Source organism: Salmonella sp. GDC200615 (genome assembly GCF_050574145.1).
Lineage (GTDB): Bacteria > Pseudomonadota > Gammaproteobacteria > Enterobacterales > Enterobacteriaceae > Salmonella > Salmonella enterica.
On record NZ_CP192247.1, the window covers coordinates 1,064,610 to 1,091,149 of the forward strand.

A 26,540-nucleotide genomic window follows, 5' to 3' on the forward strand; every position below is an offset into this window, starting at 1 on the left:
AAGCGTCTGAAAGACTAGCAGGCGTCGGCGTGGGCAGGGTATTGATGATTTCTGAAAAAACGCCAGAGGGGCGCCGGGCTGGTAATGCTATAGCTGGATGAGGGGCAGCCGTTTTTAATGACTGCTCTCTTCCGGCGCATAATAAAAGTTCATCTAAACGGCGCGCTGTCTGATGTGAAATTTGTCGTCGAGTTTTCGCTTAACGGAGATTAAGTGAATGTAAACGTGATGGATGAGGGAAATTTTCTTGCAGCTATTGGTAATGCCTATATCCCCAGCACTTCCGGCACCAGCTCTTCCAGTTGCCTGACCAGTTCAGGGTCCATATAGCGATAATCGTCGGGGATATCGAGTACGTGCAGGGGCTTATTTTCAATAATACGACGATATTCAGCCATCAACCGGTCTTTATGTTTCTGCTCCATAACGCAGATAACGTCAGCCCACTGAAGTAACCCGCACGACACGCTTTTTTTGGCGTTGCGGCTGGTGCCAGCGGAACGGACGCTAAGGCCAGGATAGCGGCGGAACACCTGCTCCGCCGTGGGGCTGCGCCATTGATTTCGGCTGCATATGAAAAGCACATTCATTAAATAAATACTCTTCCAGATCGCGCTTCGCTAACGGCGAGTTTGTGAATCGTGGAGACTTAATACCCCACGGTGCGGCACGTAGCACTTTGTCGGAGTGCGTGTAGATATATTGAAGCGCTAGAGTGACTTTCTGTATGAATAATAAACTGTTTTGGCATTTTTATTTTATCTTTTGTGCGCCCCGCTGTTTTTCTTTCACCGTGCTGCGATAATTACCTTAAGGCGCAATGCGGTATTGGCGCATTGCCAGGGCAGAGGAAAACAATTATGGATTACGAATTTCTGCGCGACGTTACCGGAGGGGTAAAAGTACGAATGTCGATGGGCCACGAGGTGGTCGGTCACTGGTTTAATGAAGAGGTTAAAGACAACCTCTCGCTACTGGATGAAGTAGAACAAGCCGCGTGTACGGTCAAAGGCAGCGAACGCTCCTGGCAACGAGCAGGGCATGAATACACGATCTGGATGGACGGCGAAGAGGTGATGATTCGCGCCAATCAGCTGGATTTTTCCGGCGATGAGATGGAAGAGGGGATGAGTTATTACGATGAAGAGAGTTTATCCCTGTGCGGCATGGAGGATTTTCTACGGGTCGTCGCCGCGTATCGGGAATTCGTCAGTAAAGCCTGACCCTCTCTTCGTTATTGTCCCGCAACGCCAGTCGACGGACAGTTGGGGGCGGTAGTGGAAACGAAATCACCACACATTCCAGCCGGGAGTATCCCGGCTTTTTTATTGCAGAATGATTTTTTGATTTTTATTAATCATTTTAAAACTGTGATCTGACGCGTTTGTGATCTTAATTTGATTGAATATAATCGTTATGATTTTATTCAATCACAACAAGCAACAGGCGGTAAGACCATGAACATCAAAAAAGCAATAGAGCGCGTACCCGGCGGCATGATGGTCGTACCGCTCGTTATTGGCGCAGTCATTAACACCTTCGCTCCACAGGCGCTTGAGATCGGCGGTTTTACCACCGCCTTATTTAAAAACGGCGCGGCGCCGCTGATTGGCGCTTTTCTGCTGTGTATGGGAGCCGGTATCAGTGTGAAAGCCGCGCCCCAGGCGTTATTGCAGGGCGGGACGATTACGCTCACTAAGTTGCTTGTCGCCATCGGCATTGGCCTGGGCGTGGAGCATCTTTTCGGCGCGGAGGGTATTTTTGGCCTGAGCGGCGTGGCGATTATCGCGGCGATGAGCAATTCGAATGGCGGACTTTATGCTGCGTTGGTAGGCGAATTCGGCAATGAGCGCGACGTCGGCGCTATCTCTATTTTGTCTCTTAATGATGGCCCTTTCTTTACGATGATTGCGCTGGGCGCGGCAGGGATGGCGAACATTCCCATTATGGCGCTGGTGGCGGTGCTGGTTCCGCTGGTTGTCGGCATGATCCTCGGCAATCTTGATCCTCATATGCGCGATTTTTTGACCAAAGGCGGCCCGCTGCTCATTCCTTTCTTTGCTTTTGCGCTGGGGGCGGGCATCAACCTGGAAATGTTACTGCAAGGCGGACTTGCCGGAATTCTGCTCGGCGTGCTGACAACGTTCGTTGGCGGTTTTTTTAATATTCGCGCAGATCGTCTGGTTGGCGGAACTGGCATTGCCGGGGCGGCGGCCTCCAGCACCGCGGGTAATGCCGTTGCGACGCCGCTGGCTATTGCGCAGGCCGACCCTTCGCTCGCCGAGGTGGCCGCTGCTGCCGCTCCGCTGATTGCCGCCTCGGTGATCACCACGGCAATCCTGACGCCAGTGTTGACCTCCTGGGTTGCGAAAAAACAGGCGCGTCAGGCTTCTTTGGAGAAAAACGCATGAAAATGATAGTTATCGCCGATGATTTTACCGGATCGAATGATACCGGCGTCCAGTTGGCGAAGAAGGGGGCGAGAACGGAAGTCATGTTGAGCGCGTCGCAAAAACCGTCCCGCCGCGCCGATGTGTTAGTCATTAACACCGAAAGCCGGGCGATGCCCGCAGATCAGGCGGCATCTGCCGTTTATGCCGCGCTTTCGCCGTGGTGTGAGACATCGCCAGCGCCGCTGGTGTACAAAAAAATCGACTCCACATTTCGCGGCAATATCGGCGCCGAAGTGACGGCGGCCATGCGCGCCAGTCAGCGAAAACTGGCCGTTATCGCCGCCGCGATCCCTGCGGCCGGACGCACGACGCTTGAAGGAAAATGTCTGGTTAATGGCGTCCCGCTACTGGAAACCGAATTTGCCAGCGATCCGAAAACGCCCATTGTCTCTTCCCGTATTGCCGAGATAGTGGCGTTGCAAAGTGAGATCCCTGTGTATGAAGTCTTTTTGCAGGATGTCCGACGCGGCGGGTTAAGCGCCTTACTTACGGCTTATGCGGCTGAGGGCGAAGGGATTATCGTCGTGGATGCGGTGGAAGAGCGGGACCTGACGTTGATTGCGCAAGCGGCGTGTGGACAACCGTCGATGCCGCTGCTCGTCGGCGCAGCGGGTCTGGCGAATGCGTTGCCGGTTGAACTTTTTATGCAAGACCGGCAGCGGCTGCCGGTACTGGTGGTGGCCGGTTCGATGAGCGAAGCCACGCGACGTCAGGTGGATAATGCGCTGTGCCGGGGACGTGCGGAGGTCGTGGATATTGATGCCGCGCGCATGGTGTCGGATAGCGCGGAGCAGGAAATCGCGTCTGTCGTAGAGCAGGCCTGCGCGCTGTTAAGTCAGCATCGACATACGATTTTACGCACCAGCCGTCGCGCAGAAGATCGACAGCTAATCGACGCGCTGTGCGAAAAATCCGCGATGAGCCGTCAGCAATTGGGCGAGCGACTGAGCCAGCGGCTTGGCGTCGTCACGTTAAACATTATCGAGCAGGCGCGGATTGGCGGGTTGTTTCTGACCGGCGGCGATATCGCTACCGCCGTCGCCGGCGCGCTTGGCGCTGAAGGTTATCGCATTCAGAGCGAGGTGGCGCCCTGTATTCCCTGTGGAACGTTTGTAAACAGCGAAATTGACGATCTGCCGGTCATTACCAAAGCGGGCGGATTCGGTTCAGACAGTACGTTGTGTGACGCGCTTTATTATATTGAGGAGATGTATTGTGGAGACTAAAACCGTTGCCATTACCATGGGCGATCCAGCGGGCATTGGGCCGGAAATTATTGTTAAAGCGCTAAGCGAAGACGGTCTCAACGGCGCGCCGCTGGTGGTTATTGGATGCCTCGCAACGTTGAAACGTTTACAGGCGAAGGGCATCACGCCGAACGTCGAGTTACGGGCCATTGAACGGGTCGCCGAAGCGCGTTTTGCGCCCGGCATCATTCATGTGATTGATGAGCCGCTGGCGCAGCCGGAGGCGCTGGAGGCCGGGAAAGTTCAGGCGCAGGCGGGGGATTTAGCGTATCGCTGCGTGAAGCGCGCCACCGAGTTAGCGTTACGGGGCGACGTACAGGCTATCGCTACCGCGCCGCTGAATAAAGAGGCGCTGCACCTGGCGGGGCACAACTATCCGGGCCATACCGAGCTGCTCGCGACCCTGACCCATAGCCGCGATTACGCGATGGTACTTTACACCGATAAACTAAAAGTGATTCACGTTTCAACGCATATCGCGCTGCGTAAATTCCTTGATACGTTAAGTACCGCGCGTGTCGAAACGGTGATTGGCATTGCTGATACTTTCCTCAAGCGTGTGGGTTACGTTAAACCGCGTATCGCCGTGGCAGGCGTGAATCCTCATGCGGGCGAGAATGGCCTGTTTGGCGATGAAGAGACGCGTATCCTGACGCCAGCCATTACCGATGCCCGCGCAAAAGGTATGGACGTTTATGGGCCGTGCCCGCCGGATACTGTATTTCTCCAGGCTTATGAGGGACAGTATGATATGGTGGTGGCGATGTATCATGATCAGGGGCATATCCCGTTGAAATTGCTTGGCTTTTATGATGGCGTGAATATCACCGCGGGGCTGCCGTTTATTCGGACCTCTGCCGATCATGGCACCGCATTTGATATCGCCTGGACGGGAAAAGCAAAATCTGAGAGCATGGCCGTATCGATCAAACTGGCAATGCAACTGGCATAATTCCCTGTTATGAAAGGACAACACCGTCTGGATCTCATTGTGGCGTATCTGAAAAACCATACGCTGGTTACGGTAGAACAGCTGGTTGAGGCGGTTGACGCATCGCCAGCCACTATCCGTCGCGATTTGATCAAGCTGGATGAGCAGGGCGTGATCAGCCGTAGTCATGGCGGCGTGGCGCTGCGGCGTTTTGAACCCGCCCAGCCCACCACCAATGAAAAACAACTGCGATCGCCCGCTGAAAAACGGGCGATCGCACGCGTTGCCGCATCGCTGGTCAATGCTGGCGATGCCGTCGTGCTGGATGCCGGTACGACAATGATGGAACTGGCGAAATGCTTAACCCATCTTCCGCTGCGGGTCATCACCGTCGATCTGCATATTGCGCTGTTTTTAGCTGAGTTCCGGCAAATTGAAGTGACGATTGTCGGCGGTCGTATCGATGACAGCAGTCAGTCCTGTATCGGTGAGCATGGGCGCAAGCTGTTGCGCAGCGTTTACCCGAACATCGCGTTTATGAGCTGTAATTCATGGGGGGTAAAAACGGGCGTGACGACCCCAACGGAAGATAAGGCCGGGCTTAAACAGGAGATTATTGCTAATGCGCAGCGCAAAGTGTTGCTGGCGGACAGCAGTAAGTATGGCGCGCATTCGCTCTTTAATGTGGTGCCGCTTGAGCGCTTTAATGATGTGATTACTGACGTCAATCTGCCGCCGTCAGCGCAGGTTGAACTGAAAGGGCGCGCTTTTGCGCTAACGCTGGTGCAGCCGGAGTGACAGCGCCGTCAGGCGCTGTCAGTGGTGAATCAGACCGCCGAAATATTGCGGCCGTAGTAAATCTCGCGCATCTCTTTCCACAGCGCGGCGGTGATCTCCTGGCGTTCGGTTTCAGTGAGATTTTCCGGTTTGGTGTGAAACATGTAGTGCTTAAGATCGAACTCTTTAAGCAGCATCTTGGTATGGAAAATATTTTCCTGATACACGTTTACATCCACCATGTCATACAGCGACTTCATATCTTCCGACATAAAATTCTGAATAGAATTAATCTCATGATCGATAAAGTGCTTCATACCGTTGACGTCGCGCGTAAAGCCGCGCACGCGGTAATCGATGGTGACAATATCGGACTCTAGCTGGTGGATCAGGTAATTGAGCGCTTTTAGCGGTGAAATCACCCCGCAGGTTGACACTTCGATGTCGGCGCGAAAGGTGCATAGCCCGCCTTCCGGATGGCTTTCCGGATAGGTATGCACGCAGATATGACTCTTATCGAGGTGCGCCACCACGGTTTCCGGCAGTGGGCCGGGATGTTCGGTTTGATCGATAAGTTTCGGGTCGACTGGCTCTTCGCTCACCAGAATCGTGACGCTGGCGCCCTGGGGTTCATAATCCTGACGGGCGATGTTCAGGATGTTCGCGCCGATAATGGAGCAGGTCTCCGACAGGATCTCGGTCAGTCGGTTGGCGTTATAGAGTTCATCGATATAGGCGATATAGCCATCGCGCTCTTCTGCGGTTTTGGCGTAGCAGATATCGTAAATACAAAAACTCAGGCTTTTCGTCAGATTGTTAAAGCCATGCAGTTTCAGCTTTTTCAATTTTTATCACCTCCTTAACGTCACTGTGCGGACAGTGCGTCATGTAGATATTGCGGTAGCGCAAATGCAGCGGCATGAATAGCCGGGTTGTAATAGCGACATTTGAGGCCGGCGGCATGAAAACGCGCCTGAATAATTTCGCTCGACAGGTGACGAAGAGCGTCGTTGTCCGTCGCCCAGGCGAAGGTCATGATGCCGCCGTAATAGGTCGGAATCGCCGCCTGGTAGAAGCCGACATCGCTGAAGTAATGACTCAGCTTGCGGTGGCTGTCGAGCGCTTCATCCTGTTGCAGGAAGCACACGCCGTTCTGGGCGACAAAAATGCCGCCCGGATTCAGGCAACGCTTACAGCCTTCATAAAAGGCGGAGGTAAACAGGCTTTCGCCGGGGCCTATCGGATCGGTACAGTCGGAAATGATCACATCAAAGGTCTGATGGGTCTGATTGACGAAATTCACGCCGTCGTCGATCACTAGCGTAAAGCGCGGATCGTCGTAGCTGCCGGCATTGTGGTTGGGTAAATACTGGCGGCAAAACGAGACTACGCCAGCGTCGATCTCTACCATGGTGATGGTTTCGACGTTTTTATGCCGGGTAACGTCACGTAGCATTGCGCCGTCGCCGCCGCCGATAATCAGAACGTGTTTCGCATGACCGTGCGCCAGCAGCGGGACGTGGGTCATCATTTCATGATAAATAAACTCGTCGCGTTCGGTGGTCTGTACCACGCCGTCCAGCGCCATCACGCGGCCAAAAGCGGCGTTTTCAAAGATGATTAAATCCTGGTGGTCGGTTTTTTCATGATACAGAACGTTGTCTACGGCAAAGTACTGACCAAACTGGTCGTGTAGCGTTTCATGCCACATCGTATTTTCGGCCATTGGCTGATACCTCCATTGTTAACACCCGTAAAAAAAGGGCGCAACATCATAGCTAACAATGACCGTGGATGCACGGTCATTATTTCAGCAATAGGATCGCGGAGGATTATTTAACGTAGGCTAACAGGCTCAGAGAATCGCGGGCCAGAGCTTTGCATTTTTTAGCGACCGGAATACCGATGCCGCTAAGATCGCGGTAGCTGTCTTCGCCCAACGATTTCATATCGAAGGTGTCGTAGTTACTCAGGTCCCACTGATTTTGCTGGGCAAAAAAGACCAGCGCACGGCGAATCTGACTATTGGGTAAATTTTGGTAACCACAGTCATTTTTCAGAAAAACGAAAACTGCCGTTAAATCGGCCATATCTTCAGCTTCGGATTCAGTAAGCGCATAGCTATTTGCGCATAAGGCCATCAGGCTGCCAAACAACACGGGTCTGAAAAACGTCTTCATTGCTTCTACCACGGCATCAGGGAAAGTCAACGTTAGCATACTGAGAACGTAGCGACGACTTTTATTATCAGGATTGGTCGCGGCGTTTTCATTCTTATTGTATTGCTGTCAGGAATGGTAAAGACGTGTTGCTGGCTTGACCTTCCCGTTAGGGCAGGGTCTAAGCTTAGACACCTGCCTGTTCATTATAAGGAAATGATTATGTTACGCCGTGATTTCTTAAAATATTCAGTGGCGCTGGGGGTTGCATCAGCGCTGCCGCTGTGGAGCCGCGCCGCTTTTGCCGCCGAACGTCCCGCGTTGCCTATTCCTGACCTGTTAACGGCAGATGCGAGCAACCGTATGCAGTTAATTGTTAAAGCCGGACAGTCCACATTCGCCGGTAAGAACGCGACAACTTGGGGCTACAACGGTAATTTGCTGGGGCCAGCGGTACAGCTTCACAAAGGAAAAAGCGTGACCGTTGATATCCATAACCAACTGGCCGAAGACACGACGCTTCACTGGCATGGTCTGGAGATTCCAGGCATCGTCGACGGCGGTCCGCAGGGGATTATTCCCGCAGGCGGAACCCGTACGGTGACGTTTACGCCGGAGCAACGCGCCGCGACCTGCTGGATTCATCCGCACAAACACGGCAAAACCGGGCGCCAGGTGGCGATGGGCCTTGCCGGACTGGTGCTGATTGAAGATGACGAGATTCGCAAATTGCGCCTGCCGAAACAGTGGGGCATCGACGATGTGCCGGTGATCATTCAGGACAAACGCTTCTCCGCCGATGGCCAGATTGATTATCAACTGGATATTATGACCGCCGCCGTCGGCTGGTTTGGCGATACGCTGCTGACCAATGGCGCTATCTATCCGCAGCATTCCGCGCCGAAAGGCTGGCTACGTCTGCGCTTGCTAAATGGCTGTAATGCGCGTTCGCTGAATATCGCCGCCAGCGATAATCGCCCGCTTTATGTGATCGCCAGCGACGGCGGCCTGCTGGCGGAGCCGGTGAAAGTCACCGAACTGCCGTTATTAATGGGCGAGCGTTTTGAAGTGCTGGTGGATATCAGCGACGGGAAAGCCTTTGATCTGGTGACCCTGCCGGTCAGCCAGATGGGAATGGCGATCGCTCCGTTTGATAAACCGCATCCGGTAATGCGTATCCAGCCGCTGCGGATTACCGCCTCCGGTACGCTGCCGGATACGTTGACGACGATGCCGGCGTTGCCGTTGCTGGAAGGGCTGACGGTGCGCAACCTGAAACTGTCGATGGACCCGCGTCTTGATATGATGGGGATGCAAATGCTGATGAAGAAATATGGCGCTCAGGCGATGAGCGGCATGGATCATGACAGCATGAACGCGCATATGCAGGGCGGCAATATGGGGCATGGCGAAATGGATCATGGCAACATGGATCACAGCGGGATGAATCATGGCGCGATGGGCAATATGAATCACGGCGGAAAATTCGACTTCCATAACGCTAACTTTATCAACGGCCAGGGCTTCGATATGAACAAACCGATGTTCGCGGCGCAAAAAGGCCGACATGAACGTTGGGTGATTTCCGGCGTGGGTGACATGATGCTGCATCCTTTCCATATTCACGGCACCCAGTTCCGTATTTTGTCAGAGAACGGCAAAGCGCCAGCGGCGCACAGAACGGGCTGGAAGGATACGGTACGCGTTGAGGGGGGGATCAGCGAAGTGCTGGTCAAGTTCGATCACGACGCACCGAAGGAACATGCCTATATGGCGCACTGTCATCTGTTAGAACATGAAGATACGGGAATGATGTTAGGATTTACGGTCTGACCGATGTCTCCGACGCAGGCCGGGTAAGGCGAAACCGCCACCCGGCACAATGCCCGGCATACGCCGGGCATTAATGGTTATTTCGCGTCGTCAGGCAAAGCATAGGCCACGATATAGTCGCCCATCTTCGTACCAAACGAACCGTGGCCTCCGGCAGAAACGACCACGTACTGCTTACCGTTTACCTCATAGGTCATCGGCGTTGCCTGGCCTCCGGCGGGTAAACGTCCCTGCCACAGTTTTTCCCCGTTGCTCATGTTATAAGCGCGCAGGTAGTTGTCGGCGGTCGCGGCGATAAACAGCACGTTACCGGCGGTTGAGATTGGCCCGCCCAGCATGGGCATCCCCATGTTGAACGGCACCGGAACCGGCATCGGGAACGGCATGCTGTCGCGCGGCGTCCCTATACGTTTCTTCCACACGATTTCATTGGTCTTCAGATCCAACGCGGAAATATAGCCCCAGGCCGGTTGTTTACACGGCAGGCCAAACGGCGAAAGGAACGGATTCAGCGTGACGCCGAATGGTACGCCGTACTGTGGCTGAATACCCGCTTCTGTACCAGTACCTTTCGCGTCTTTCGGCGGCTCCATCGGATTACCCGGGCCGCGTGGGATCAGCTTCGAGACAAACGGCAGCGCCATCGGGTTAGCGATAGCGACCTGACGGTCTGGATCGACGGAAATACCGCCCCATTCAAACATCCCCAGGTTGCCAGGGAATACCAATGTCCCCTGCTCGGACGGCGGGGTGAAGATACCTTCATAGCGCAACTGGTGGAACATGACGCGGCACACCAGTTGGTCGAACATGGTCGCGCCCCACATATCCGCGCCGGAGAGATCTTTTTTCGGGCGGAAGGTTAAATCAGAGAACGGCTGAGTTTTGGCGACGTAATCGCCTTTTGCCGCGCCCTGCGGGACCGGTTTTTCCGGGGCGGGCACGACCAGCTCGCCATTACGTCTGTCCAGCACAAAGATATTACCGGTTTTCGCTGGCGCATAGATAACCGGAACGGTAGTACCGTCAACGGTAATATCCGCCAGCGTCGGCTGTGCCGGCAGGTCCATATCCCACAGATCGTGATGGACGGTCTGATAACTCCAGGCCAGTTTCCCGGTGGTGGCATTCAGCGCCAGGATGGAGCTGGCATAACGTTCCTGCTCCGGCGTGCGGTTACCGCCCCAGATATCCGGCGTGGTCACGCCCATCGGCAGATAGACCAGATCCAGTTTCGCATCATAGGCGGCAGGCGCCCAGGAGTTCGGCGAGTTAAAGGTAAAAGCGTGCTCATCGGCTGGAATCGCGTTCGGATCTTTCGCCCCCGGATCGAAGGCCCACATGAGTTTACCGCTATTAACATCAAAACCACGGATAACGCCGGACGTTTCGCGGGTAGAGAAGTTATCCGTGACCGAACCGGCAATGACAATTGTTTTATCGGTGATAATCGGCGGCGACGTCGGTTCATACAGTCCCGGCGTGGTATCCGGCATATTGGTTTGCAGATTCAGGACGCCTTTGTTGGCGAAGGTTTCACACAGCTTGCCGGTTTCGGCATTCACCGCGAAAAGGCGACCGTCGTTGACCGGGAGGATAATACGGCGCGGACAGTCGGCGATGGCCTCCGGCGAGGCGGTATCCGCTTTGGCCTCATGATAAGAGACGCCGCGGCAGGTCACATGCTGGAAAGACGAATCGGTCTTCAACTGAGGATCAAAATGCCACTTCTCTTTACCGCTGGCGGCGTCCAGCGCGAACAGACGCTGGTGAGCTGTACACAGATAAAGCGTATCGCCGACTTTAATCGGGGTCACTTCGTTGGTGATTTCGCCCGGATCGTTGGGTTGTTTCAGATCGCCGGTGCGGAAGACCCACGCTTCTTTCAGTTGGTGAACGTTATCCGCAGTGATCTGTTTCAGCGGCGAATAGCGTTGGCCTTCCTGATTACGTCCATAGGCCGGCCAGTCTTCGTCGGCGATCGACGAACTTGTTGCGGCGGGCGTGGCGTCGGCGCGAAGCGTACCGTTGATCTCCTGCGGGTCGTTGAAGCCGGCCCAGGTCAGAATGCCGCCGCTAATCAGCAGCGCCACGACCAGCGCCGCCACTGCGCCGCTGGAAGGAACCACCAGCCGATGCCAGACAAACGGCAATATTAGCCAGATGCCGAAAAACACCAGGATATCGCTACGCGGCGTGAGCGCCCAGAAGTCGAACCCGACTTCCCACACGCCCCAAATCATTGTCGCCAGCAGCAGGGCGGCATACAGCCACAGTGCGGCACGTTTACTGCGCCATAGCAATCCGGCCACAACCAGCATCACGAGGCCCGCGATGGGGTAGTACCAGGAACCGCCAATAGCAACCAGCCAGACACCTCCGATAAGAAGATACAGCCCACAAAGTGCTGCAAAGAGGGCCGTCAGCGTCACGAGTAATCGTGGCGATCGTGCGTTATTTTCTGCCATAAAAAGACACCATCCCAAATTGTTAATTTTTTAGTAGCAATTAAGTATAGGAATTAACATGTGTGATCGTCATCACAAAATGAGCTTTCTTATCAAATGCCGCGAATGAATACGTTTGCTGTTATACTACGTGCCTTGCGCGTCAATGCGGCGTTATTAGTCACCGGCATTGAGTGATTTGTTTTTAAATCATATGGTTATAAATATGAAACATACTGTTGAAGTCATGATCCCCGAAGCGGAGATCAAAGCACGTATTGCCGAGCTGGGTCGTCAGATTACCGAACGTTATAAAGACAGCGGCAGTGAAATGGTGCTGGTAGGTCTGTTGCGTGGCTCATTTATGTTTATGGCGGACCTGTGCCGTGAAGTCCAGGTTCCTCATGAAGTCGATTTTATGACCGCCTCCAGTTATGGTAGCGGCATGTCCACCACACGCGACGTGAAAATCCTCAAAGATCTGGATGAAGATATTCGTGGTAAAGACGTGCTGATTGTCGAAGACATTATTGATTCCGGTAATACGCTGTCGAAGGTCCGTGAAATCCTGGGCCTGCGCGAGCCGAAATCGCTGGCGATTTGTACGCTGCTGGATAAACCTTCTCGCCGCGAAGTGGACGTGCCGGTTGAGTTCGTTGGCTTTTCGATTCCGGACGAATTTGTAGTCGGTTACGGTATCGACTACGCTCAGCGTTATCGCCATCTACCGTATGTTGGTAAAGTGGTGCTGCTGGACGAGTAAGCGCAGAAATGCCGGATGGCGTCGCTAAAGCGACTTATCCGGCCTATAGCTAATGGCTTATTGGTGGGGAATGTATTTCAGACTTAGGGCGGAAATACCCTTATGATAGCCGTTCTCCAGCGTTTCTCTGTTGGTGGCGGTGACGTCAAGATCGCGCAGCAGGCCATCATTGATACTGTACGCCCAGCCGTGAATGGTCACATTCTGACCGCGTTTCCACGCTGACTGCATAATGGTGGAATGCCCCAGGTTATAGACCTGTTCCATGACGTTCAATTCATAGAGCGCGTCCAGACGTTGCTCTTCGGGCATTTTTCCCAACAGCGAGCTATGTTTAAGCCAGATGTCGCGGATATGCAGCAGCCAGTTATTAATCAAGCCCAGCTCAGGGTTTTCTACCGCAGCCTTGATACCGCCGCAACCGGAGTGGCCGCAAATGATAATATGCTCAACTTCCAGAACATCTACCGCATACTGAACCACGGAGAGACAGTTCAGATCGGTGTGAATAACCAGGTTAGCCACATTACGGTGAACAAACAATTCGCCCGGTTCAAGCCCGGTTAAACGCTCTGCGGGAACGCGGCTGTCGGAACATCCAATCCATAGAAAGCGCGGTTTTTGCGCTTGCGCCAGTTTCTCAAAAAATCCGGGGTCCTCTTCCACCAGCATTTTTGACCATAGTGCATTGTTGCTGATGAGTGTATCTATGTCTTTCATGGAAGTTAACGACCTGTAACCAAATAAGTGCGTTGGGCTAATATAGGGCAACTCCGTAATTATTTAAACCATATATAAAGTGTAAGAACGTAAAGTAAGTGAGAATTTATGACCATTGCGCTGGAACTTCAACAACTTAAAAAAACCTATCCCGGCGGCGTTCAGGCGTTGCGCGGCATAGATTTGCAGGTCGAAGCGGGGGATTTTTACGCGCTTCTGGGGCCAAATGGAGCAGGGAAATCGACCACCATCGGTATTATCAGCTCATTGGTTAATAAAACGTCCGGGCGCGTTAACGTTTTTGGTTACGACCTGGAAAAAGACGTGGTTAACGCCAAGCGACAGCTTGGACTGGTGCCACAGGAGTTTAACTTTAACCCGTTTGAAACGGTGCAACAGATCGTAGTGAATCAGGCGGGTTATTACGGCGTGGAACATAAAGAGGCGGTTTTACGTAGCGAAAAGTATTTAAAACAGCTCGATCTGTGGGAAAAACGTCATGAACGCGCGCGGATGCTCTCCGGTGGGATGAAGCGCCGCCTGATGATCGCCCGCGCGCTGATGCATGAGCCTAAACTATTGATTCTCGATGAGCCGACGGCGGGCGTCGATATCGAATTGCGTCGCTCGATGTGGGGATTCCTGAAAGACTTAAACGCCAAAGGCACCACCATTATTCTCACCACCCACTATCTGGAAGAGGCGGAAATGCTGTGCCGCAATATCGGTATTATTCAGCACGGCGAGCTGGTGGAAAATACCTCCATGAAAAATCTGCTTTCAAAGCTGAAATCGGAGACGTTTATTCTGGATTTAGCGCCAAAAAGCCCGCTACCTAAGCTTACGGGTTATCAATATCGTCTGGTGGATACCTCGACTCTGGAGGTGGAAGTGTTACGCGAGCAGGGGGTTAACAGTGTCTTTAGCCAACTGAGCGAGCAGGGGGTTCAGGTATTAAGTATGCGTAATAAAGCCAACCGTCTGGAAGAACTGTTTGTGTCGCTGGTGCATGAAAAACAAGGAGATCGCGCATGATGCAGCTTTACTGGGTTGCCCTTAAAAGCATCTGGGCGAAAGAGATCCACCGCTTTATGCGGATCTGGGTGCAAACGCTGGTGCCGCCTGTCATCACCATGACGCTCTATTTTATTATTTTCGGTAACCTGATTGGTTCGCGCATCGGCGAAATGCATGGTTTTAGCTATATGCAATTTATTGTGCCGGGCCTGATTATGATGGCGGTCATTACTAACTCCTACGCGAATGTCGCGTCGTCATTTTTTAGCGCCAAGTTTCAGCGCAATATTGAGGAACTGCTGGTCGCGCCGGTGCCAACGCACGTGATCATCGCCGGATTTGTCGGCGGCGGCGTAGCGCGCGGGCTATGCGTAGGGATTCTGGTGACGGCGATTTCGCTCTTTTTCGTGCCTTTCCAGGTGCATTCCTGGGTATTTGTCGCGCTAACGCTGATTCTGACCGCGATTCTGTTCTCGCTGGCCGGACTGCTGAACGCCGTGTTTGCGAAAACCTTTGACGATATCAGTCTGATCCCGACCTTTGTGCTGACGCCGCTGACCTACCTCGGCGGGGTATTTTACTCGCTGACGCTGCTGCCGCCGTTCTGGCAAGGGCTGTCGCACCTGAACCCGATCGTCTACATGATCAGCGGTTTCCGTTATGGTTTTCTGGGTATCCATGATGTGCCGCTGGTGACAACGTTTGGCGTACTGGTGATCTTTATCGCTGCTTTCTATCTGCTGTGTTGGTCGCTGATCCAGCGCGGGCGCGGGTTGCGCAGTTAAGCGCTGACTGGGGAGATGGGGCGTTGGGTTGCACTTCGCTTCACCCCATCTACGGGCCCGTAATATCAATGGGTTACGGGGCTGTAGGTGGGAGGGCTTGCTGAAACCCAACGCTTCTCTCAGCGAATCTGAATCTCCAGCGTGGCGGTAGCCTGGTATTCTCCGGTGTGGGGAACATGTCCGGTGGTATTGACCGGCGCGGCGGTGAACTCGGTGCTGCCTTTACCGTCGGCGTAATCTTCAATCGGCAATTCGGCGCTGCCGCCGGGAACGATGGTATTATCGTATTTATCGGAAATCCGTATCCCCAAATTCTCATTGTCGGTTTTCAGGTAGTCCGGGTTGTGCGGATCGGTTGCGCCATTTAATGACATTGACAGGTTGGTGCCGTCCGCCACGTTGCTACAGGTAAAGTTTACCTGAGTGGTGACGTGCGAGTTCTGCGGACTGTCGCCGAGGTGACGAATATCTTTGCCCTCAATATCCGGTAGCCTGACCTCGATAACCTGCCCGGCATTGATGGAGCAGGACTGCGGCACGGTAATGGTCCCGGACATGGTGACGTGCGCCATCGGTGGAACGGAAGGGGGAATATTATCTCCGCTGCTGCCCGGCGTTTTTGACAAATAGAGATTCATAATCGTCGTCTCAGGAATGGTGATTTCACCTACCAGTGGGTGAGTAATATAAATACGCACGTTACCCTTATTCCCTGCGGACATTTTGTTTATGTCCGCGCCCGTACACCCGCCTGCGGTGGGGTCCTGATTACTGATCGCTGAAAAGGGAACGGGGATATACTGTTTCAGGTTACCGACGATGTAGGTTTCCGTACCAATCTCCAGCTTACCCGCGACCAGAACATAAAAATCCATCTGTTGCCCATTGCTACCCGCTTCGCTGTACGTTCCTTTTTGTGTTAAATCGCCGGTCGTGGCGGTGAAATAGTTAACGCCCTGATAATCTTTATTATCGCAGTCGCACCTGGCGCTGTATTCGCCGCCGACCGACCAACTCTCTTTGACTATTTTCCCTGCCTGGTTCTCATCCGTATCGGTAATGGTCTGGTCAAGGGGAAAAAAGAAATTATGCGTGCCGCTGGTGGGTTGACACCAGCCGCTTCCGTTGCCCATCGTTCCGTCTGCCAGCGCATGGCCTGAAAATAGCGACAGCGCCAGCAGCATCCATAAATTCTTCATTGTGTTCCTCACTGGCAGACGGCGTTCGCCATCACGATGCCGTTCATATTTTTGCTGATATCCAGGCGGTAATCCGTGCGGCAAGAGGCGCTTCCCCAGTTCACCAGCAGCAGGCCCTCTTCCGGCAGGCCGCTGAGGAAGACCTGGCCTTTATCGCCGACGATACTGGCTAGGTTCGCATCCTGCCCATCGACGCTTGCCGTCGCGCCAAAGGGCACGGGCTCGCCATTGCTGCGCGTCAGCGTTAACAACACGCGATAGCCCTTATGCGTGTCATACGCCGCGCGCACCACCGCATTACGCGTCGGGTAGACGGTCTGGTTGTTGAGCGGAATATCCACGTTGTCAGCAAACGTGCTGCTGTCGAGCGAGATATCGTAGCGATAATACGGCGTGACGTTGGGGATCACCGTATAACCCCGGAAGTCGGTGGCGACGCCGGTCTGTTTTTCAACCGAAACGCCGCTGGCGCCGGGCGCTTTAATTAAAATCGCCGCGCCGGTAATCGGCTGGCTCAGGGTAATACCGTTTTCGTGCGCCAGAATGCCGCCGCTGATGCCGTAGCTGACCTGTTGGCTATCTGGCGACTGATTGTAACCGGCGTTGAGGTTGGCATAAGTGCCTTTGTAGCTGGCGTTTACCCCGCCGGAATCACCGTCTTGTGTGCTGTGGCTCTGCTGTAACGACCAGTTCAGGTTTCTGTCACGCAGCGCGGTGCCGCTAAGGGTGGTGCTGTTCACCGTGGCATCGTGCTTACGCGTGTTCAGCATATAGCTGGCGTATAGCCTGGAATCGAACACCGTAAACGGAACGTGCAGCGACAGCGTGAACAGCCGATCGTTCTGGTTATAACGATCGTCGTCGTTATCATCATCGTCATTGTCCGATCGGTACTGGTAGGTGTTTTTGTTATAGCTGTAGCTCAGCGTATAGCTCACCGGACCTCAGCTATTGTTGTAGCTGGCGCTCAGGGATTCCATCTGCTGCGCGCTGTGCCAGTAATCTTCTTTGACCCAACTTAGCGTTAAGGAACCGAGCGTATCGCTAATTTGCTGGTTGACCGAAGCTTCGAAACGATTATGGCGCTTGCCGTAGTTATCATAAAAATCGTCGTCCGGGTTGATCACCTCGCTCAGCGAATTGTAGTTTTCGCTGGCGTAACGATAGCCAGCCAGCGAAAACGTGGTACCCGTACTGACGACGCCCTTGCTGTAGCGGACGCGCCAGGATTGCCCGATTTCTTTGCGGCCATCGTCAAATTTGGCGTGCGACCAGATGCCGTCCAGGGAAATGGCCCCCAGCATCTGCATATTTTGCCCGATGCCGAAGGCGACGGACTGGTATTTATCGCCGGCAATCTGGCTGCCGCCGTACAGGGTGATGCCCCACGGCAGGCCGTACAGCAGGGTCGCCTGGCCGAAGTCGTCCAGCGTGTGGTTGTTATAATCGCGATATTTACCCACGGTCACGCTGTATTTTGCCCGTCCGGTGCGCTGCAGAATCGGCAGCGAAGAGTAGGGCACGATAAAGTGCTGTTCGCTGCCGTCGGTTTCTTTTACCGTCACGTCATAGTCGCCGTTGCTGCCGGTGGGAAACATATCGTTGATTTCAAATTCGCCCGGCGAAACGGCGGTCTGATAGGCGATATAGCCGTTTTGCCGCACGATAACCTGCGCGTTTGAGCGGGCGATGCCGCGAATCGTCGGGGCGTAACCACGCTGGCTGTTGGGCTGCATTTGATCGTCAGAGGTGAGCTGGAGGCCGCGAAAAGGTACGCTGTCGAACACGTCGGATGGCGTATTGCTGTCTCCGGCGGTGAACTGGCTTTTCAGCGCGATAATGTCGCGCTGAAAATAGTTATAAACGCTGTTCCAGCTACCGCTCTCGCCGTTATTTGAACTCCAGTTACTGTAGTTGCGAAAACGCCACGGCCCGAGGTTAAAACCCGGCTGGAGAGCGAGATACTTCGATTCCGCATCGTCGGAATCCTCACTGGAACCGTACTCTTTATAGCCGCTGAAGCTGTAGTTCAGCATCAGCGCGGTAATCCCCTCCTGCCACTTTTCCGGCGGTACGTAGCCGCGTGCGTTGTTGGCGATGTAGAGTTGCGGGATGCTTACTGATAATGCCTGTTGCTGAAAATCAAACCGCTGGCTGGCGCCGGGGATAACGCTGAGATCGACGCAGCCTTTTTCACTCTCCAGCGTTGGAAAAAGGTCGGTTTTGACGCCGTTATCTTTTAGTTCCTGGAGCCGTAAACAGCCCTGTAATGCCTGTTGACCGTCACTGAGCGTCGCGAGTTGAAAATCAACGTTTCGTGCGCCGATTTCTGTTTTATTGATATTGATAGTGACGTAATAGGTGCCAGGCAGCTGGCTTTTGTCGTTATCAAATGTCGACAGATCGACGCTTGTGCGACTCGCCTGCCCATGGTTTTCAATAAATGCCGGATTGAAATAGTCGCGCGCCCATGCAACGTGTGCGAACGTGCTGCCCAGCGCGATACACACAGCGCAGCGCGATAAATAAAATACCCGGTGTTGCCTTTTGCGCATCGGCACTCTCATCCCTGTCACTCTTCTCAAGGCGTTTGTTTATGTTCGGGGCCAGTACCGCCAAAATCGTTGATGATAGACCAGACAATCGGGCCGCTGGCGGCGGCAGGCAGCGTGTACTGCGTGTTGCCGAAAGGCGCCACATAGCGCGGGGCTTTCACTTTTTGACTGCCAACGGAAAGGGTGGCGAAGTTCATATAATAGGGCGTGGGGTTCTTCACGGTGAGCGTGCGACCCTGACGCGACCACGTTAACCGATCGGCAACCTCTTCTGGTTTTTGGGTTAACGCTTTTGGCCGGTAAATCAGCTTAAATTCCGCTTTAACGGCCAGCATGAGCGTGTTGTGTTTATTGTCCGGATTGCTGCTGGGAATCGATTTAATATCCAGCCAGTACAGCGACTCGCGATCTTCCGGCAAATTGCCGCCGGTACGGATAATTCGTAGTACGTTCTTTTGCCCGCCATTAAGGCGAAAAAGCGGCGGGGTGACCATAAACGGCGCATCACCGCTCGCCCCGGTTTCACTGATCGATTGCGCCCAGGACTGAATTAAATAGGGAACGTTGTCGCTATTGCTTATCGATATGGACGCATCTTTGGCATCGCCGTGAAAATAACCCGCGTTGTGCCGATGTTTATCCCTGCGGCATGCGCCAGCGAACCGCACAACAGGCAACAAAGCAACCCTGCTTTAGCCAATGAATTCATTGATGACCTCAATAAACAAAGGGGCCAGCCGACGCTGGCCACCAGGATCAGTTATATTGCAGATAGAATGTTGCGGTTGCATCGACCGTTCCCGACTTAACGGGAACCGCGGTGGCGATATAGCGGGCGGTGAAAGGCATTGAGAGTTCCGTCACCCCCTCTGCTGTAGGGAGGTTGACTGGGGCAGACCATGCCTGAAGATCGTTAAAGGTCATAGGGGTGCTAGTTTTATCAAGAATTTGCACGCCAATATTCTCAGCATCATCCTCATTTTTCAGGATGGTCGCATCGGTTCCGTCGAGTGTGCCTTCAAAGCGCGCCTGTACACTGCTGTAGACGTTTGCGTCGCAGTTTTCGAGTTCGATGGTGAAGTCTGTATCCCCTGCCGTCTGCCCTGCGGCAGTGAAAAGAGAGGCAAATTCTTCCTGTAATGTCACCTCTACTGAATCCGTTTTTACCGTACAGGCGTTTTGCTTAATGAGGCCGGTGATATGTACGGTGCCGTCTTTGGCGGTGTCTGCCAGCGCGGCGGGGGAGAGGGTGATGGCGGCCAGTGCCACAGTGAGTGTTTTTAAGGAGAGTTTCATTATCTTTGATCCTTTAAGATATTATAAATATTGACATAGTAACAATATCTATAGTGTGGAAAGTTATTGTTCTTTTTATTCCCGAATGAGTAAATATAATGTCCGATGATTTTTACGGCGCGAAGAAAAATTCAGAATACATAAATATGAAATATTTATAATATATATTTAATCAATTATTTTGGTGAGTGTTTGTTTAATTGAATCGCCGTGATTACCCTTTAATGGGTCAGATTCTATGAAGGCTGCTAACAATTTTAAAAATAATGCAAATTTTTTTGAATAAAAAATGATCGTGGTCATAGTGTGTTGTCGGCCAAAAAAACATGCTGACATCATGCAGGATTGGAGCTCAATGGAGGAGAAGTTATGCTGGGATGGGTCATTTCCTGTCATGACGATCGGGCGCAGGAAATGCTCGAAGGTCTTGAAAAGAAGTATGGGCCGTTGGCGCAGTGTCGGGCGGTCAATTTCTGGCGTGGGTTAAGCGTAAATATGCTCAGCCGCATGATGTGTGACGCCCTCCATGCCACCGACTCCGGTGAAGGCGTGATATTTTTAACCGACATTTCCGGCGCGGCGCCTTATCGTGTAGCGTCGCTGATGAGCCATAAACATTCTCAATGTGAAGTTATTTCCGGTGTTAGCTATTCATTGATGGAGGAAATGATTACCTGGCGAGAGTCAATGAGCAGTTCAGCATTTTGCGACCAGATTGTCGCGCTTGGCGCGCCGGATGTCACCAGTCTCTGGCATCAGCAGCAGAAAAATCCGCCTTTTGTATTGCTGCATGATTCGTATGAGTTTTGATCAATACCATTGACGACGCTTTTGCTACAGTGACGGCGTTTTTTCGCCTCGGTTATGATATATGGTTATGCGCGTTGTTCTTATCTTGCTGTTCTTTTTCGCCGGTAATGTGTTGGCTGCCTTGCCCGCTCGTTATATGCAAACGACGAAAGATGCCGCCATCTGGTCGCAGATTGGCGACAAAATGGTGACCGTAGGGAATATCCGCGCCGGACAAATTCTTTCCGTAACGCCTGTTGCGGCTGATTATTATGCCTTTAAATTCGGCTTCGGTGTGGGCTTTATCGATAAAGGCCATCTGGAATCCGTGCAGGGAAAACAAAAAGTGGAAGATGGCCTGGGCGATCTTAACAAGCCGCTCAGCAATCAGAATCTGGTGACCTGGAAGGACACGCCGGTGTATAACGCGCCGGACATCAGTAGCGCCCCGTTTGGCGTATTGGTGGATAATTTGCGTTACCCCATTATTAGCAAGCTGAAAGGCCGGCTACATCAAACCTGGTATCAGATCCGTATTGGCGACAGGCTGGCTTATGTCAGCGCCATGGATGCGCAGGAAGACAACGGCATTCCGATTTTGACCTATCATCACATCTTACGTGATGAAGAGAATACTCGTTTTCGCCATACGTCCACCACGACTTCGGTTCGGGCATTCAGCAACCAAATGACCTGGCTTCGCGATCGCGGCTATGCCACGTTGACGATGTACCAACTGGAGGATTACATCCATAACCGCGCGAATTTCCCGGCGCGCGCGGTGGTTATCACCTTTGACGATGGCCTTAAATCGGTGAGTCGCTATGCATATCCGGTATTAAAGCAGTACGATATGAAAGCGACGGCATTTATTATCTCATCGCGTATTAAGCTCCATCCGCAAACATGGAATCCCAGGTCGCTGCAATTTATGAGCGTGTCCGAATTGCGCAAGATAAGCGATGTTTTTGATTTTCAGTCGCATACCCATTTTTTACACCGGGTAGACGGGCATCGTCGCCCGATTTTATATAGCCGCAGCTACCATAATATTCTGTTTGATTTTGAACGCTCGCGGCGGGCGCTCGCACAGTTTACTCCGCACGTATTTTATCTTTCTTATCCCTTTGGCGGTTATAACGCGACCGCGATCAAAGCAGCAAAAGACGCCGGTTTCCATCTGGCGGTCACCACGGTGAGAGGGAAGGTGAAGCCGGGAGATAATCCGATGCTGCTCAAAAGGCTGTATATTCTGCGCACGGATTCGCTGGAAACCATGTCGCGGCTGATCAGCAACCAGCCGCAGGGATAAGGACTATCAGGCAACCTGTACCGGAATAGCTTTCGCGGTGCGCTTCATTTCGTTGTCGCCTTCAAAATAGGCCACTTTCGGACGCCATGTACGCGCTTCTTCATCAGACATGGTGACGAAGCTGGCGATAATCACAATGTCGCCAACTTCAGCACAGTGCGCCGCCGCACCGTTCACCGAGATGATTCTGGAGCCGCGTTCAGCCGCAATCGCATAGGTTGAGAAACGTTTCCCATTGGTCACGTTCCAGATATCAATCGCTTCGTTTTCCAGAATACCGGAGGCATCAAGGAGATCCTGGTCAATGGCACAGGAACCTTCGTAGTGCAGGTCCGCCTGCGTGACTTTTACGCGGTGGAGCTTGCCTTGCAGCATGGTGCGAATCATAACTTCTTTACCCTGTCGTTTACCTTGGCTAAGCAGGCGCTTGTGGCCTGCTTTGGAAATTCTCAGGCAGTATTGCCCGATTTTTAACCCCTGTCTACTGGGCTAATGTAACGCTTTGATTATCGATCAGACGCGCCTGACCCAGCCAGGCGGCGGCCAGAATCACTGCGCGTTTGCTGGTTTCCGTCAGCTCCTGCAGCGTGTCGGCATCACGGATTTGAATGTCGTCGGCACGGAAGCCTTTTTCATTCAGTTCCTGTTCGGCAATGGCAATAATCTCTTGCAGCTCACGATTACCCGCAATCAGTTTTTCAGCGATGCTATTCATCACGTTGTATAGACCCGGCGCAATTTTGCGCTGCTCTGCGGTCAGATAAGCGTTACGCGAGCTGAGCGCCAGACCGTCTTTAGCGCGAATAATCGGCACGCCGACGATCTCAATGTCATAACTCATATCCGCCACCATTTTGCGGATCAGCGCCAGTTGCTGGAAATCCTTCTCGCCAAAGCAGGCGATATCCGGCTGGATCAGGTTGAACAGCTTGCTGACGATAGTCGAGACGCCGCGGAAATGACCTGGACGGCTGGCGCCTTCCAGCATGGTGGAGAGGCCGGGAACATCAACGTACGTCTGGCCTTCCAGCCCCTGTGGGTAGATTTCCTCAACGGCTGGCGCAAAGACATAATCGACTTTGCGTTTGTTCAGCTTTTCACAATCTTCCTGCAGCGTGCGCGGATAACGCACCAGATCGTCCGGCCGATCAAACTGCATCGGATTGACGAAAATGCTGACGATCACCACATCAGCCCGGGCTTTTGCCTCATCGACCAGCTTCATATGGCCGTCGTGCAGGTTGCCCATGGTGGGAACCAGTGCGACGCGTTTACCTTCCTGACTCAGACGACGAATATGCTGGCGCAGCAGCGGCAGGGTTTCAATGATTAGCACAACAAAACTCCTTGAGTTGCTTGATGATCCTGCCCGATGGCGCTGCGCTTATCAGGCCTACATCCGTTGAGGATCTGTAGGCCGGATAAGACGCGTCGCGTCGCCATCCGGCACGGTCAGAAAAATTAGTGAAAGCTGTGTTCTTCGCCCGGATAAACGCCGGACTCCACTTCAGCCATATACTGCTGTACGGCGGCGCGCATGTCGCCCGCTTCGGCGAGGAAATTTTTCGCGAATTTTGGAATATGACCGCCGGTGATGCCAAACGCATCGTGCATCACCAGGATCTGACCGTCGGTGACGTTGCCCGCGCCGATGCCGATCACCGGAATCGACAGCGCTTCCGTGACGCGCTTCGCCAGCTCAACCGGCACGCACTCCAGCACCAGCAGTTGAGCGCCAGCGGCTTCTAAAGCCAGCGCGTCATCCAGCAGCACTTGTCCTGCATCTCCACGGCCCTGAATTTTATAGCCGCCGAAGATATTCACCGACTGGGGCGTTAACCCCAGATGACCACAAACCGGCACGGCACGTTCGGTGAGCATTTTCACCGTATCAACCAGCCAGGCGCCGCCTTCAATTTTGACCATATTGGCCCCCGCACGCATCACGATAGCCGCGTTTTCACATGCCTGTTCCGGGGTGGCGTAAGCCATAAACGGCAGGTCGGAGAGCAATAGACAGTTGGGCGCGCCACGTCGCACGGCACGAGTGTGGTAAGCGATATCTTCCACGGTGACCGGCAGGGTGGAGTCGTGCCCCTGAATCGTCATGCCCAGTGAGTCGCCAACCAGCATCACATTGATACCTTCGTCGGCAAATAACTTAGCGAAGCTGTAGTCGTAGGCGGTAATTGTCGCGAAGCGTTTTTTCTCTTGCTTGCATTTCTGCAGCAGTGAAATGGTGGTGGGTTTCATAACGTTTCCTGATGGTAAAAGTTATATTTCCCGGCATTCTAACAGTCATATTCAGGGGGGCAATTGATTTAAGCAATCGTTTGGCGCTAAAGCAGTAAACGCTAAAGGGGAGGCGATGTTTTACCAGTGGGCGGGTTTTGCAGCACCAAGATGGGTGAGATGCTGATGCAGGCTGATACCATCCGGAAAGATCAGATCAGGAGCGATTTCGAATAACGGCCACAGCATAAAACCGCGATTTTTCATGTCGTAGTGCGGCACGGTCAGACGGTCGGTGTTAATGACTTCATCGCCAAACAGCATAATGTCGAGATCCAGCGTGCGCGGCCCCCAGCGTTCGGCCTTGCGCACCCGGCCCTGTTGCAGCTCAATGCGCTGGGTATGGTTAAGCAATTCTTCGGGGGCGAGAGCGGTATCCAGCGCCACCGCAGCGTTCAGGTAATCGGGCTGATCCTGTGGGCCAAGCGGCGGCGTGCGGTAAAACGAAGAAACCGCGACGATACGGCTATCGGGAATGTCGGCGATAGCCTTCAGGGCGGCATTGACCTGCTCCAGCGGAGAGGCCAGATTACTGCCAAGCGCGATATACGCGATCGTCATACGGTGCCCTCGCGGCGCGGCGCGCGTTTGCGCGGACGTGAACGACGGCGGCGTGGAGCAGGATCGTCGTCCAGCTCGTTGAGCATCCCTTTTTGTTCCGGCGGCGCGGAAGCCTGAAACTCGGCCCACCACTGCGCCAGACGTTGCAGTTCAGTATTATTTTCCACCTGAGCGCGCAGCTCCAGCAAATCAAACGCGGCGCGGAATTTGGGATGTTCCATCAGCTTCCAGGCGCGTTTGCCCTGGCGACGGGACATGCGTAACTGAAGCTGCCAAATATCACGGGTAAGCGTGGTAAGGCGTTTCGGGATCGCCAGTGAACGGCAGGCCTCATCCAGCACATCATTCATGGCTAGCGCGAAAGCATCGTAATAGGCAAGGCCGCTCTCCTGAGCGATTTTTTGCGCCATCTCCAGCAGCGGATACCAGAACATGGCGGCAAACAAAAATGCCGGATTAACGCGCATCTCGTTACGGATGCGGTTATCCGTATTCTTCAACACCTGCGCAATGATGCGTTCCATTGCGCTGTCGCCGTTTTCGGTGAAATAACGCGTAATGGTAGGAAACAACGGCTGGAAGAGGTGGTATTCCCGCAGTTGTTGATAGGTTTCATAACCGTTCCCCGCCTGCAACAGCTTCAGCGACTCTTCGAACAGGCGCGCGGGAGGAATGTCGTTTAGCAAGGTTGCCAGACGCGGGATTGGCTCAGCCGTTTCAGGGCTGATACGCATATTGAGCTTCGCAGCGAAACGCACGGCGCGCAGCATTCGAACCGGATCTTCGCGGTAGCGCGTTTCCGGATTGCCGATCAGGCGAATCACGCCTTCTTGCAGATCCTGCATCCCGCCGACGTAATCGCGCACGGTAAAATCCGCCACGCTGTAGTAAAGGCTGTTGATGGTGAAATCGCGGCGCTGGGCATCTTCTTCGATAGAGCCGAAGATGTTGTCGCGCAGCAGCATACCGTTTTGCCCACGCTGGGAGGTCGTACGGTCGCTTTCACTGCCTTCATGATGACCACGAAACGTTGCCACTTCGATAATTTCCGGGCCAAACATCACGTGAGCCAGGCGGAAACGACGCCCCACCAGACGGCAATTGCGGAATAATTTCCGTACCTGATCCGGTGTTGCGTTGGTGGTCACGTCGAAATCCTTCGGCTTTTTACCGAGCAGGAGATCGCGGACGCCGCCGCCGACCAGGTAGGCTTCATAGCCCGCTTTGTTCAGCCTGTACAGTACCTTGAGGGCATTTTCACTGATATCTTTGCGGGAGATAGCGTGCTGTTCACGCGGGATAATCGTCATATGTGGACGGGCGACGGCTTGTTCTGCCTCGCTCTCCTCGCGGCTTAACACCTTACGGCAAAAATTAGCGACTCGGGTAAAAATAGCGCACCTC

At 53.5% G+C, this 26,540-nt stretch carries 24 protein-coding genes and 2 pseudogenes; 11 read left to right on the top strand and 15 right to left on the bottom strand.

Annotated elements, in window-relative coordinates; genetic code table 11:
- Nucleotides 1-266 precede the first annotated feature (266 nt).
- Nucleotides 267-590 (bottom strand): low molecular weight protein tyrosine phosphatase family protein, encoded by a 324-nt coding sequence (locus ACQ29O_RS04985; protein WP_001101536.1) that lies wholly within the window; start codon nt 588-590, stop codon nt 267-269.
- Between the two features lie 270 nt (nt 591-860).
- Between ACQ29O_RS04985 and yacL the strand changes: the two genes are divergently transcribed.
- The 5 genes from yacL (at nt 861) to ACQ29O_RS05010 (ending at nt 5,429) form a co-directional block, all read left to right on the top strand.
- Nucleotides 861-1,223, top strand: a complete 363-nt coding sequence (yacL, locus tag ACQ29O_RS04990; RefSeq protein ID WP_061672701.1) for a protein YacL — start codon at nt 861-863, stop codon at nt 1,221-1,223.
- A gap of 234 nt (nt 1,224-1,457) precedes the next feature.
- The gene (locus tag ACQ29O_RS04995) at nt 1,458-2,411 is read left to right on the top strand and encodes a 2-keto-3-deoxygluconate permease 1 (protein ID WP_001022089.1); all 954 of its coding nucleotides are present in this window, start codon (nt 1,458-1,460) and stop codon (nt 2,409-2,411) included.
- Entirely contained in the window at nt 2,408-3,679 is a 1,272-nt protein-coding gene (gene dtnK, locus ACQ29O_RS05000; RefSeq protein ID WP_000782194.1) for a D-threonate kinase, read from the top strand. The genes ACQ29O_RS04995 and dtnK overlap by 4 nt, the downstream gene beginning before the upstream one ends.
- Entirely contained in the window at nt 3,669-4,652 is a 984-nt protein-coding gene (locus tag ACQ29O_RS05005) for a D-threonate 4-phosphate dehydrogenase (protein WP_000448745.1), read from the top strand. Before dtnK ends, ACQ29O_RS05005 begins: the two co-directional genes overlap by 11 nt.
- 9 nt (nt 4,653-4,661) lie before the next feature.
- Complete coding sequence (locus ACQ29O_RS05010) at nt 4,662-5,429, top strand: DeoR/GlpR family DNA-binding transcription regulator (RefSeq protein ID WP_000678254.1); 768 nt, start codon at nt 4,662-4,664, stop codon at nt 5,427-5,429.
- Between the two features lie 29 nt (nt 5,430-5,458).
- Here ACQ29O_RS05010 and speD read toward each other — a convergent pair whose 3' ends face one another.
- The 3 genes from speD to ACQ29O_RS05025 all read right to left on the bottom strand — a co-directional run bounded on the left by speD (nt 5,459) and on the right by ACQ29O_RS05025 (nt 7,588).
- A complete protein-coding gene (speD, locus tag ACQ29O_RS05015; RefSeq protein WP_000734295.1) occupies nt 5,459-6,253 on the bottom strand; it encodes an adenosylmethionine decarboxylase in 795 nt (264 codons plus the stop codon).
- 20 nt (nt 6,254-6,273) lie between these two features.
- Nucleotides 6,274-7,134, bottom strand: a complete 861-nt coding sequence (gene speE / locus ACQ29O_RS05020; RefSeq protein WP_020936828.1) for a polyamine aminopropyltransferase — start codon at nt 7,132-7,134, stop codon at nt 6,274-6,276.
- Nucleotides 7,135-7,240: 106 nt separating this feature from the next.
- Nucleotides 7,241-7,588: a YacC family pilotin-like protein gene (locus tag ACQ29O_RS05025; protein WP_000846613.1), complete on the bottom strand. Its 348-nt coding sequence runs from the start codon at nt 7,586-7,588 to the stop codon at nt 7,241-7,243.
- A gap of 201 nt (nt 7,589-7,789) precedes the next feature.
- Between ACQ29O_RS05025 and cueO the strand changes: the two genes are divergently transcribed.
- Nucleotides 7,790-9,400, top strand: coding sequence for a multicopper oxidase CueO (gene cueO / locus ACQ29O_RS05030; protein ID WP_253336189.1), 1,611 nt, complete (start codon nt 7,790-7,792; stop codon nt 9,398-9,400).
- A gap of 77 nt (nt 9,401-9,477) precedes the next feature.
- On the opposite strand, the gene ACQ29O_RS05035 is transcribed toward cueO, so the two are convergent.
- Nucleotides 9,478-11,868 carry a glucose/quinate/shikimate family membrane-bound PQQ-dependent dehydrogenase gene (locus ACQ29O_RS05035; protein WP_000829726.1) on the bottom strand — a complete coding sequence of 797 codons (2,391 nt, stop codon included), beginning with the start codon at nt 11,866-11,868 and terminating at the stop codon, nt 9,478-9,480.
- Between the two features lie 205 nt (nt 11,869-12,073).
- On the opposite strand from ACQ29O_RS05035, the gene hpt reads away from it, so the two are divergent.
- Nucleotides 12,074-12,610 carry a hypoxanthine phosphoribosyltransferase gene (gene hpt, locus ACQ29O_RS05040; RefSeq protein ID WP_000683342.1) on the top strand — a complete coding sequence of 179 codons (537 nt, stop codon included), beginning with the start codon at nt 12,074-12,076 and terminating at the stop codon, nt 12,608-12,610.
- A gap of 57 nt (nt 12,611-12,667) precedes the next feature.
- On the opposite strand, the gene can is transcribed toward hpt, so the two are convergent.
- Entirely contained in the window at nt 12,668-13,330 is a 663-nt protein-coding gene (can, locus tag ACQ29O_RS05045) for a carbonate dehydratase (protein WP_000651591.1), read from the bottom strand.
- Between the two features lie 108 nt (nt 13,331-13,438).
- On the opposite strand from can, the gene ACQ29O_RS05050 reads away from it, so the two are divergent.
- On the top strand, nt 13,439-14,365 hold the full coding sequence (locus ACQ29O_RS05050) for an ABC transporter ATP-binding protein (RefSeq protein ID WP_000150619.1): 927 nt from the start codon (nt 13,439-13,441) through the stop codon (nt 14,363-14,365).
- Complete coding sequence (locus tag ACQ29O_RS05055) at nt 14,362-15,132, top strand: ABC transporter permease (RefSeq protein WP_000983418.1); 771 nt, start codon at nt 14,362-14,364, stop codon at nt 15,130-15,132. The genes ACQ29O_RS05050 and ACQ29O_RS05055 overlap by 4 nt, the downstream gene beginning before the upstream one ends.
- Before the next feature lie 119 nt (nt 15,133-15,251).
- Here ACQ29O_RS05055 and ACQ29O_RS05060 read toward each other — a convergent pair whose 3' ends face one another.
- The 4 genes and pseudogenes from ACQ29O_RS05060 to stiA all read right to left on the bottom strand — a co-directional run bounded on the left by ACQ29O_RS05060 (nt 15,252) and on the right by stiA (nt 20,182).
- On the bottom strand, nt 15,252-16,331 hold the full coding sequence (locus ACQ29O_RS05060; protein ID WP_000794041.1) for a fimbrial protein: 1,080 nt from the start codon (nt 16,329-16,331) through the stop codon (nt 15,252-15,254).
- A gap of 8 nt (nt 16,332-16,339) precedes the next feature.
- Nucleotides 16,340-18,886, bottom strand: a pseudogene (locus ACQ29O_RS05065) (fimbrial outer membrane usher protein).
- 26 nt (nt 18,887-18,912) lie between these two features.
- Nucleotides 18,913-19,595 (bottom strand): annotated as a pseudogene (gene stiB, locus ACQ29O_RS05070) (fimbrial biogenesis chaperone StiB).
- Between the two features lie 47 nt (nt 19,596-19,642).
- The gene (gene stiA / locus ACQ29O_RS05075; protein WP_000777532.1) at nt 19,643-20,182 is read right to left on the bottom strand and encodes a Sti fimbria major subunit StiA; all 540 of its coding nucleotides are present in this window, start codon (nt 20,180-20,182) and stop codon (nt 19,643-19,645) included.
- 369 nt (nt 20,183-20,551) lie between these two features.
- Between stiA and ACQ29O_RS05080 the strand changes: the two genes are divergently transcribed.
- Both ACQ29O_RS05080 and ACQ29O_RS05085 read left to right on the top strand, forming a co-directional pair.
- A complete protein-coding gene (locus tag ACQ29O_RS05080) occupies nt 20,552-20,992 on the top strand; it encodes a PTS sugar transporter subunit IIA (RefSeq protein WP_000901959.1) in 441 nt (146 codons plus the stop codon).
- Nucleotides 20,993-21,053: 61 nt separating this feature from the next.
- Complete coding sequence (locus ACQ29O_RS05085) at nt 21,054-22,283, top strand: polysaccharide deacetylase family protein (protein ID WP_020936829.1); 1,230 nt, start codon at nt 21,054-21,056, stop codon at nt 22,281-22,283.
- 6 nt (nt 22,284-22,289) lie between these two features.
- On the opposite strand, the gene panD is transcribed toward ACQ29O_RS05085, so the two are convergent.
- The 5 genes from panD to pcnB all read right to left on the bottom strand — a co-directional run bounded on the left by panD (nt 22,290) and on the right by pcnB (nt 26,530).
- The gene (gene panD, locus ACQ29O_RS05090) at nt 22,290-22,670 is read right to left on the bottom strand and encodes an aspartate 1-decarboxylase (RefSeq protein ID WP_253336179.1); all 381 of its coding nucleotides are present in this window, start codon (nt 22,668-22,670) and stop codon (nt 22,290-22,292) included.
- A 94-nt stretch (nt 22,671-22,764) separates the two neighbouring features.
- A complete protein-coding gene (panC, locus tag ACQ29O_RS05095; protein ID WP_000905354.1) occupies nt 22,765-23,619 on the bottom strand; it encodes a pantoate--beta-alanine ligase in 855 nt (284 codons plus the stop codon).
- Nucleotides 23,620-23,744: 125 nt separating this feature from the next.
- Complete coding sequence (gene panB, locus ACQ29O_RS05100) at nt 23,745-24,536, bottom strand: 3-methyl-2-oxobutanoate hydroxymethyltransferase (RefSeq protein WP_000805487.1); 792 nt, start codon at nt 24,534-24,536, stop codon at nt 23,745-23,747.
- Between the two features lie 120 nt (nt 24,537-24,656).
- On the bottom strand, nt 24,657-25,136 hold the full coding sequence (gene folK / locus ACQ29O_RS05105; protein WP_000150773.1) for a 2-amino-4-hydroxy-6-hydroxymethyldihydropteridine diphosphokinase: 480 nt from the start codon (nt 25,134-25,136) through the stop codon (nt 24,657-24,659).
- Nucleotides 25,133-26,530 (bottom strand): polynucleotide adenylyltransferase PcnB, encoded by a 1,398-nt coding sequence (gene pcnB, locus ACQ29O_RS05110; protein ID WP_125540466.1) that lies wholly within the window; start codon nt 26,528-26,530, stop codon nt 25,133-25,135. Before pcnB ends, folK begins: the two co-directional genes overlap by 4 nt.
- Nucleotides 26,531-26,540 lie beyond the last annotated feature (10 nt).

Excerpts from the sequence above, each read along its gene's own strand:
- ACQ29O_RS04985 (WP_001101536.1), bottom strand. The coding sequence starts at position 590 with ATGAATGTGCTTTTCATATGCAGCCGAAATCAATGGCGCAGCCCCACG.
- yacL (WP_061672701.1), top strand. The coding sequence starts at position 861 with ATGGATTACGAATTTCTGCGCGACGTTACCGGAGGGGTAAAAGTACGA.
- ACQ29O_RS04995 (WP_001022089.1), top strand. The coding sequence starts at position 1,458 with ATGAACATCAAAAAAGCAATAGAGCGCGTACCCGGCGGCATGATGGTC.
- dtnK (WP_000782194.1), top strand. The coding sequence starts at position 2,408 with ATGAAAATGATAGTTATCGCCGATGATTTTACCGGATCGAATGATACC.
- ACQ29O_RS05010 (WP_000678254.1), top strand. The coding sequence starts at position 4,662 with ATGAAAGGACAACACCGTCTGGATCTCATTGTGGCGTATCTGAAAAAC.
- speE (WP_020936828.1), bottom strand. The coding sequence starts at position 7,134 with ATGGCCGAAAATACGATGTGGCATGAAACGCTACACGACCAGTTTGGT.
- ACQ29O_RS05025 (WP_000846613.1), bottom strand. The coding sequence starts at position 7,588 with ATGAAGACGTTTTTCAGACCCGTGTTGTTTGGCAGCCTGATGGCCTTA.
- cueO (WP_253336189.1), top strand. The coding sequence starts at position 7,790 with ATGTTACGCCGTGATTTCTTAAAATATTCAGTGGCGCTGGGGGTTGCA.
- ACQ29O_RS05035 (WP_000829726.1), bottom strand. The coding sequence starts at position 11,868 with ATGGCAGAAAATAACGCACGATCGCCACGATTACTCGTGACGCTGACG.
- hpt (WP_000683342.1), top strand. The coding sequence starts at position 12,074 with ATGAAACATACTGTTGAAGTCATGATCCCCGAAGCGGAGATCAAAGCA.
- can (WP_000651591.1), bottom strand. The coding sequence starts at position 13,330 with ATGAAAGACATAGATACACTCATCAGCAACAATGCACTATGGTCAAAA.
- ACQ29O_RS05050 (WP_000150619.1), top strand. The coding sequence starts at position 13,439 with ATGACCATTGCGCTGGAACTTCAACAACTTAAAAAAACCTATCCCGGC.
- ACQ29O_RS05055 (WP_000983418.1), top strand. The coding sequence starts at position 14,362 with ATGATGCAGCTTTACTGGGTTGCCCTTAAAAGCATCTGGGCGAAAGAG.
- ACQ29O_RS05060 (WP_000794041.1), bottom strand. The coding sequence starts at position 16,331 with ATGAAGAATTTATGGATGCTGCTGGCGCTGTCGCTATTTTCAGGCCAT.
- stiA (WP_000777532.1), bottom strand. The coding sequence starts at position 20,182 with ATGAAACTCTCCTTAAAAACACTCACTGTGGCACTGGCCGCCATCACC.
- ACQ29O_RS05080 (WP_000901959.1), top strand. The coding sequence starts at position 20,552 with ATGCTGGGATGGGTCATTTCCTGTCATGACGATCGGGCGCAGGAAATG.
- ACQ29O_RS05085 (WP_020936829.1), top strand. The coding sequence starts at position 21,054 with ATGGTTATGCGCGTTGTTCTTATCTTGCTGTTCTTTTTCGCCGGTAAT.
- panD (WP_253336179.1), bottom strand. The coding sequence starts at position 22,670 with ATGATTCGCACCATGCTGCAAGGCAAGCTCCACCGCGTAAAAGTCACG.
- panB (WP_000805487.1), bottom strand. The coding sequence starts at position 24,536 with ATGAAACCCACCACCATTTCACTGCTGCAGAAATGCAAGCAAGAGAAA.
- folK (WP_000150773.1), bottom strand. The coding sequence starts at position 25,136 with ATGACGATCGCGTATATCGCGCTTGGCAGTAATCTGGCCTCTCCGCTG.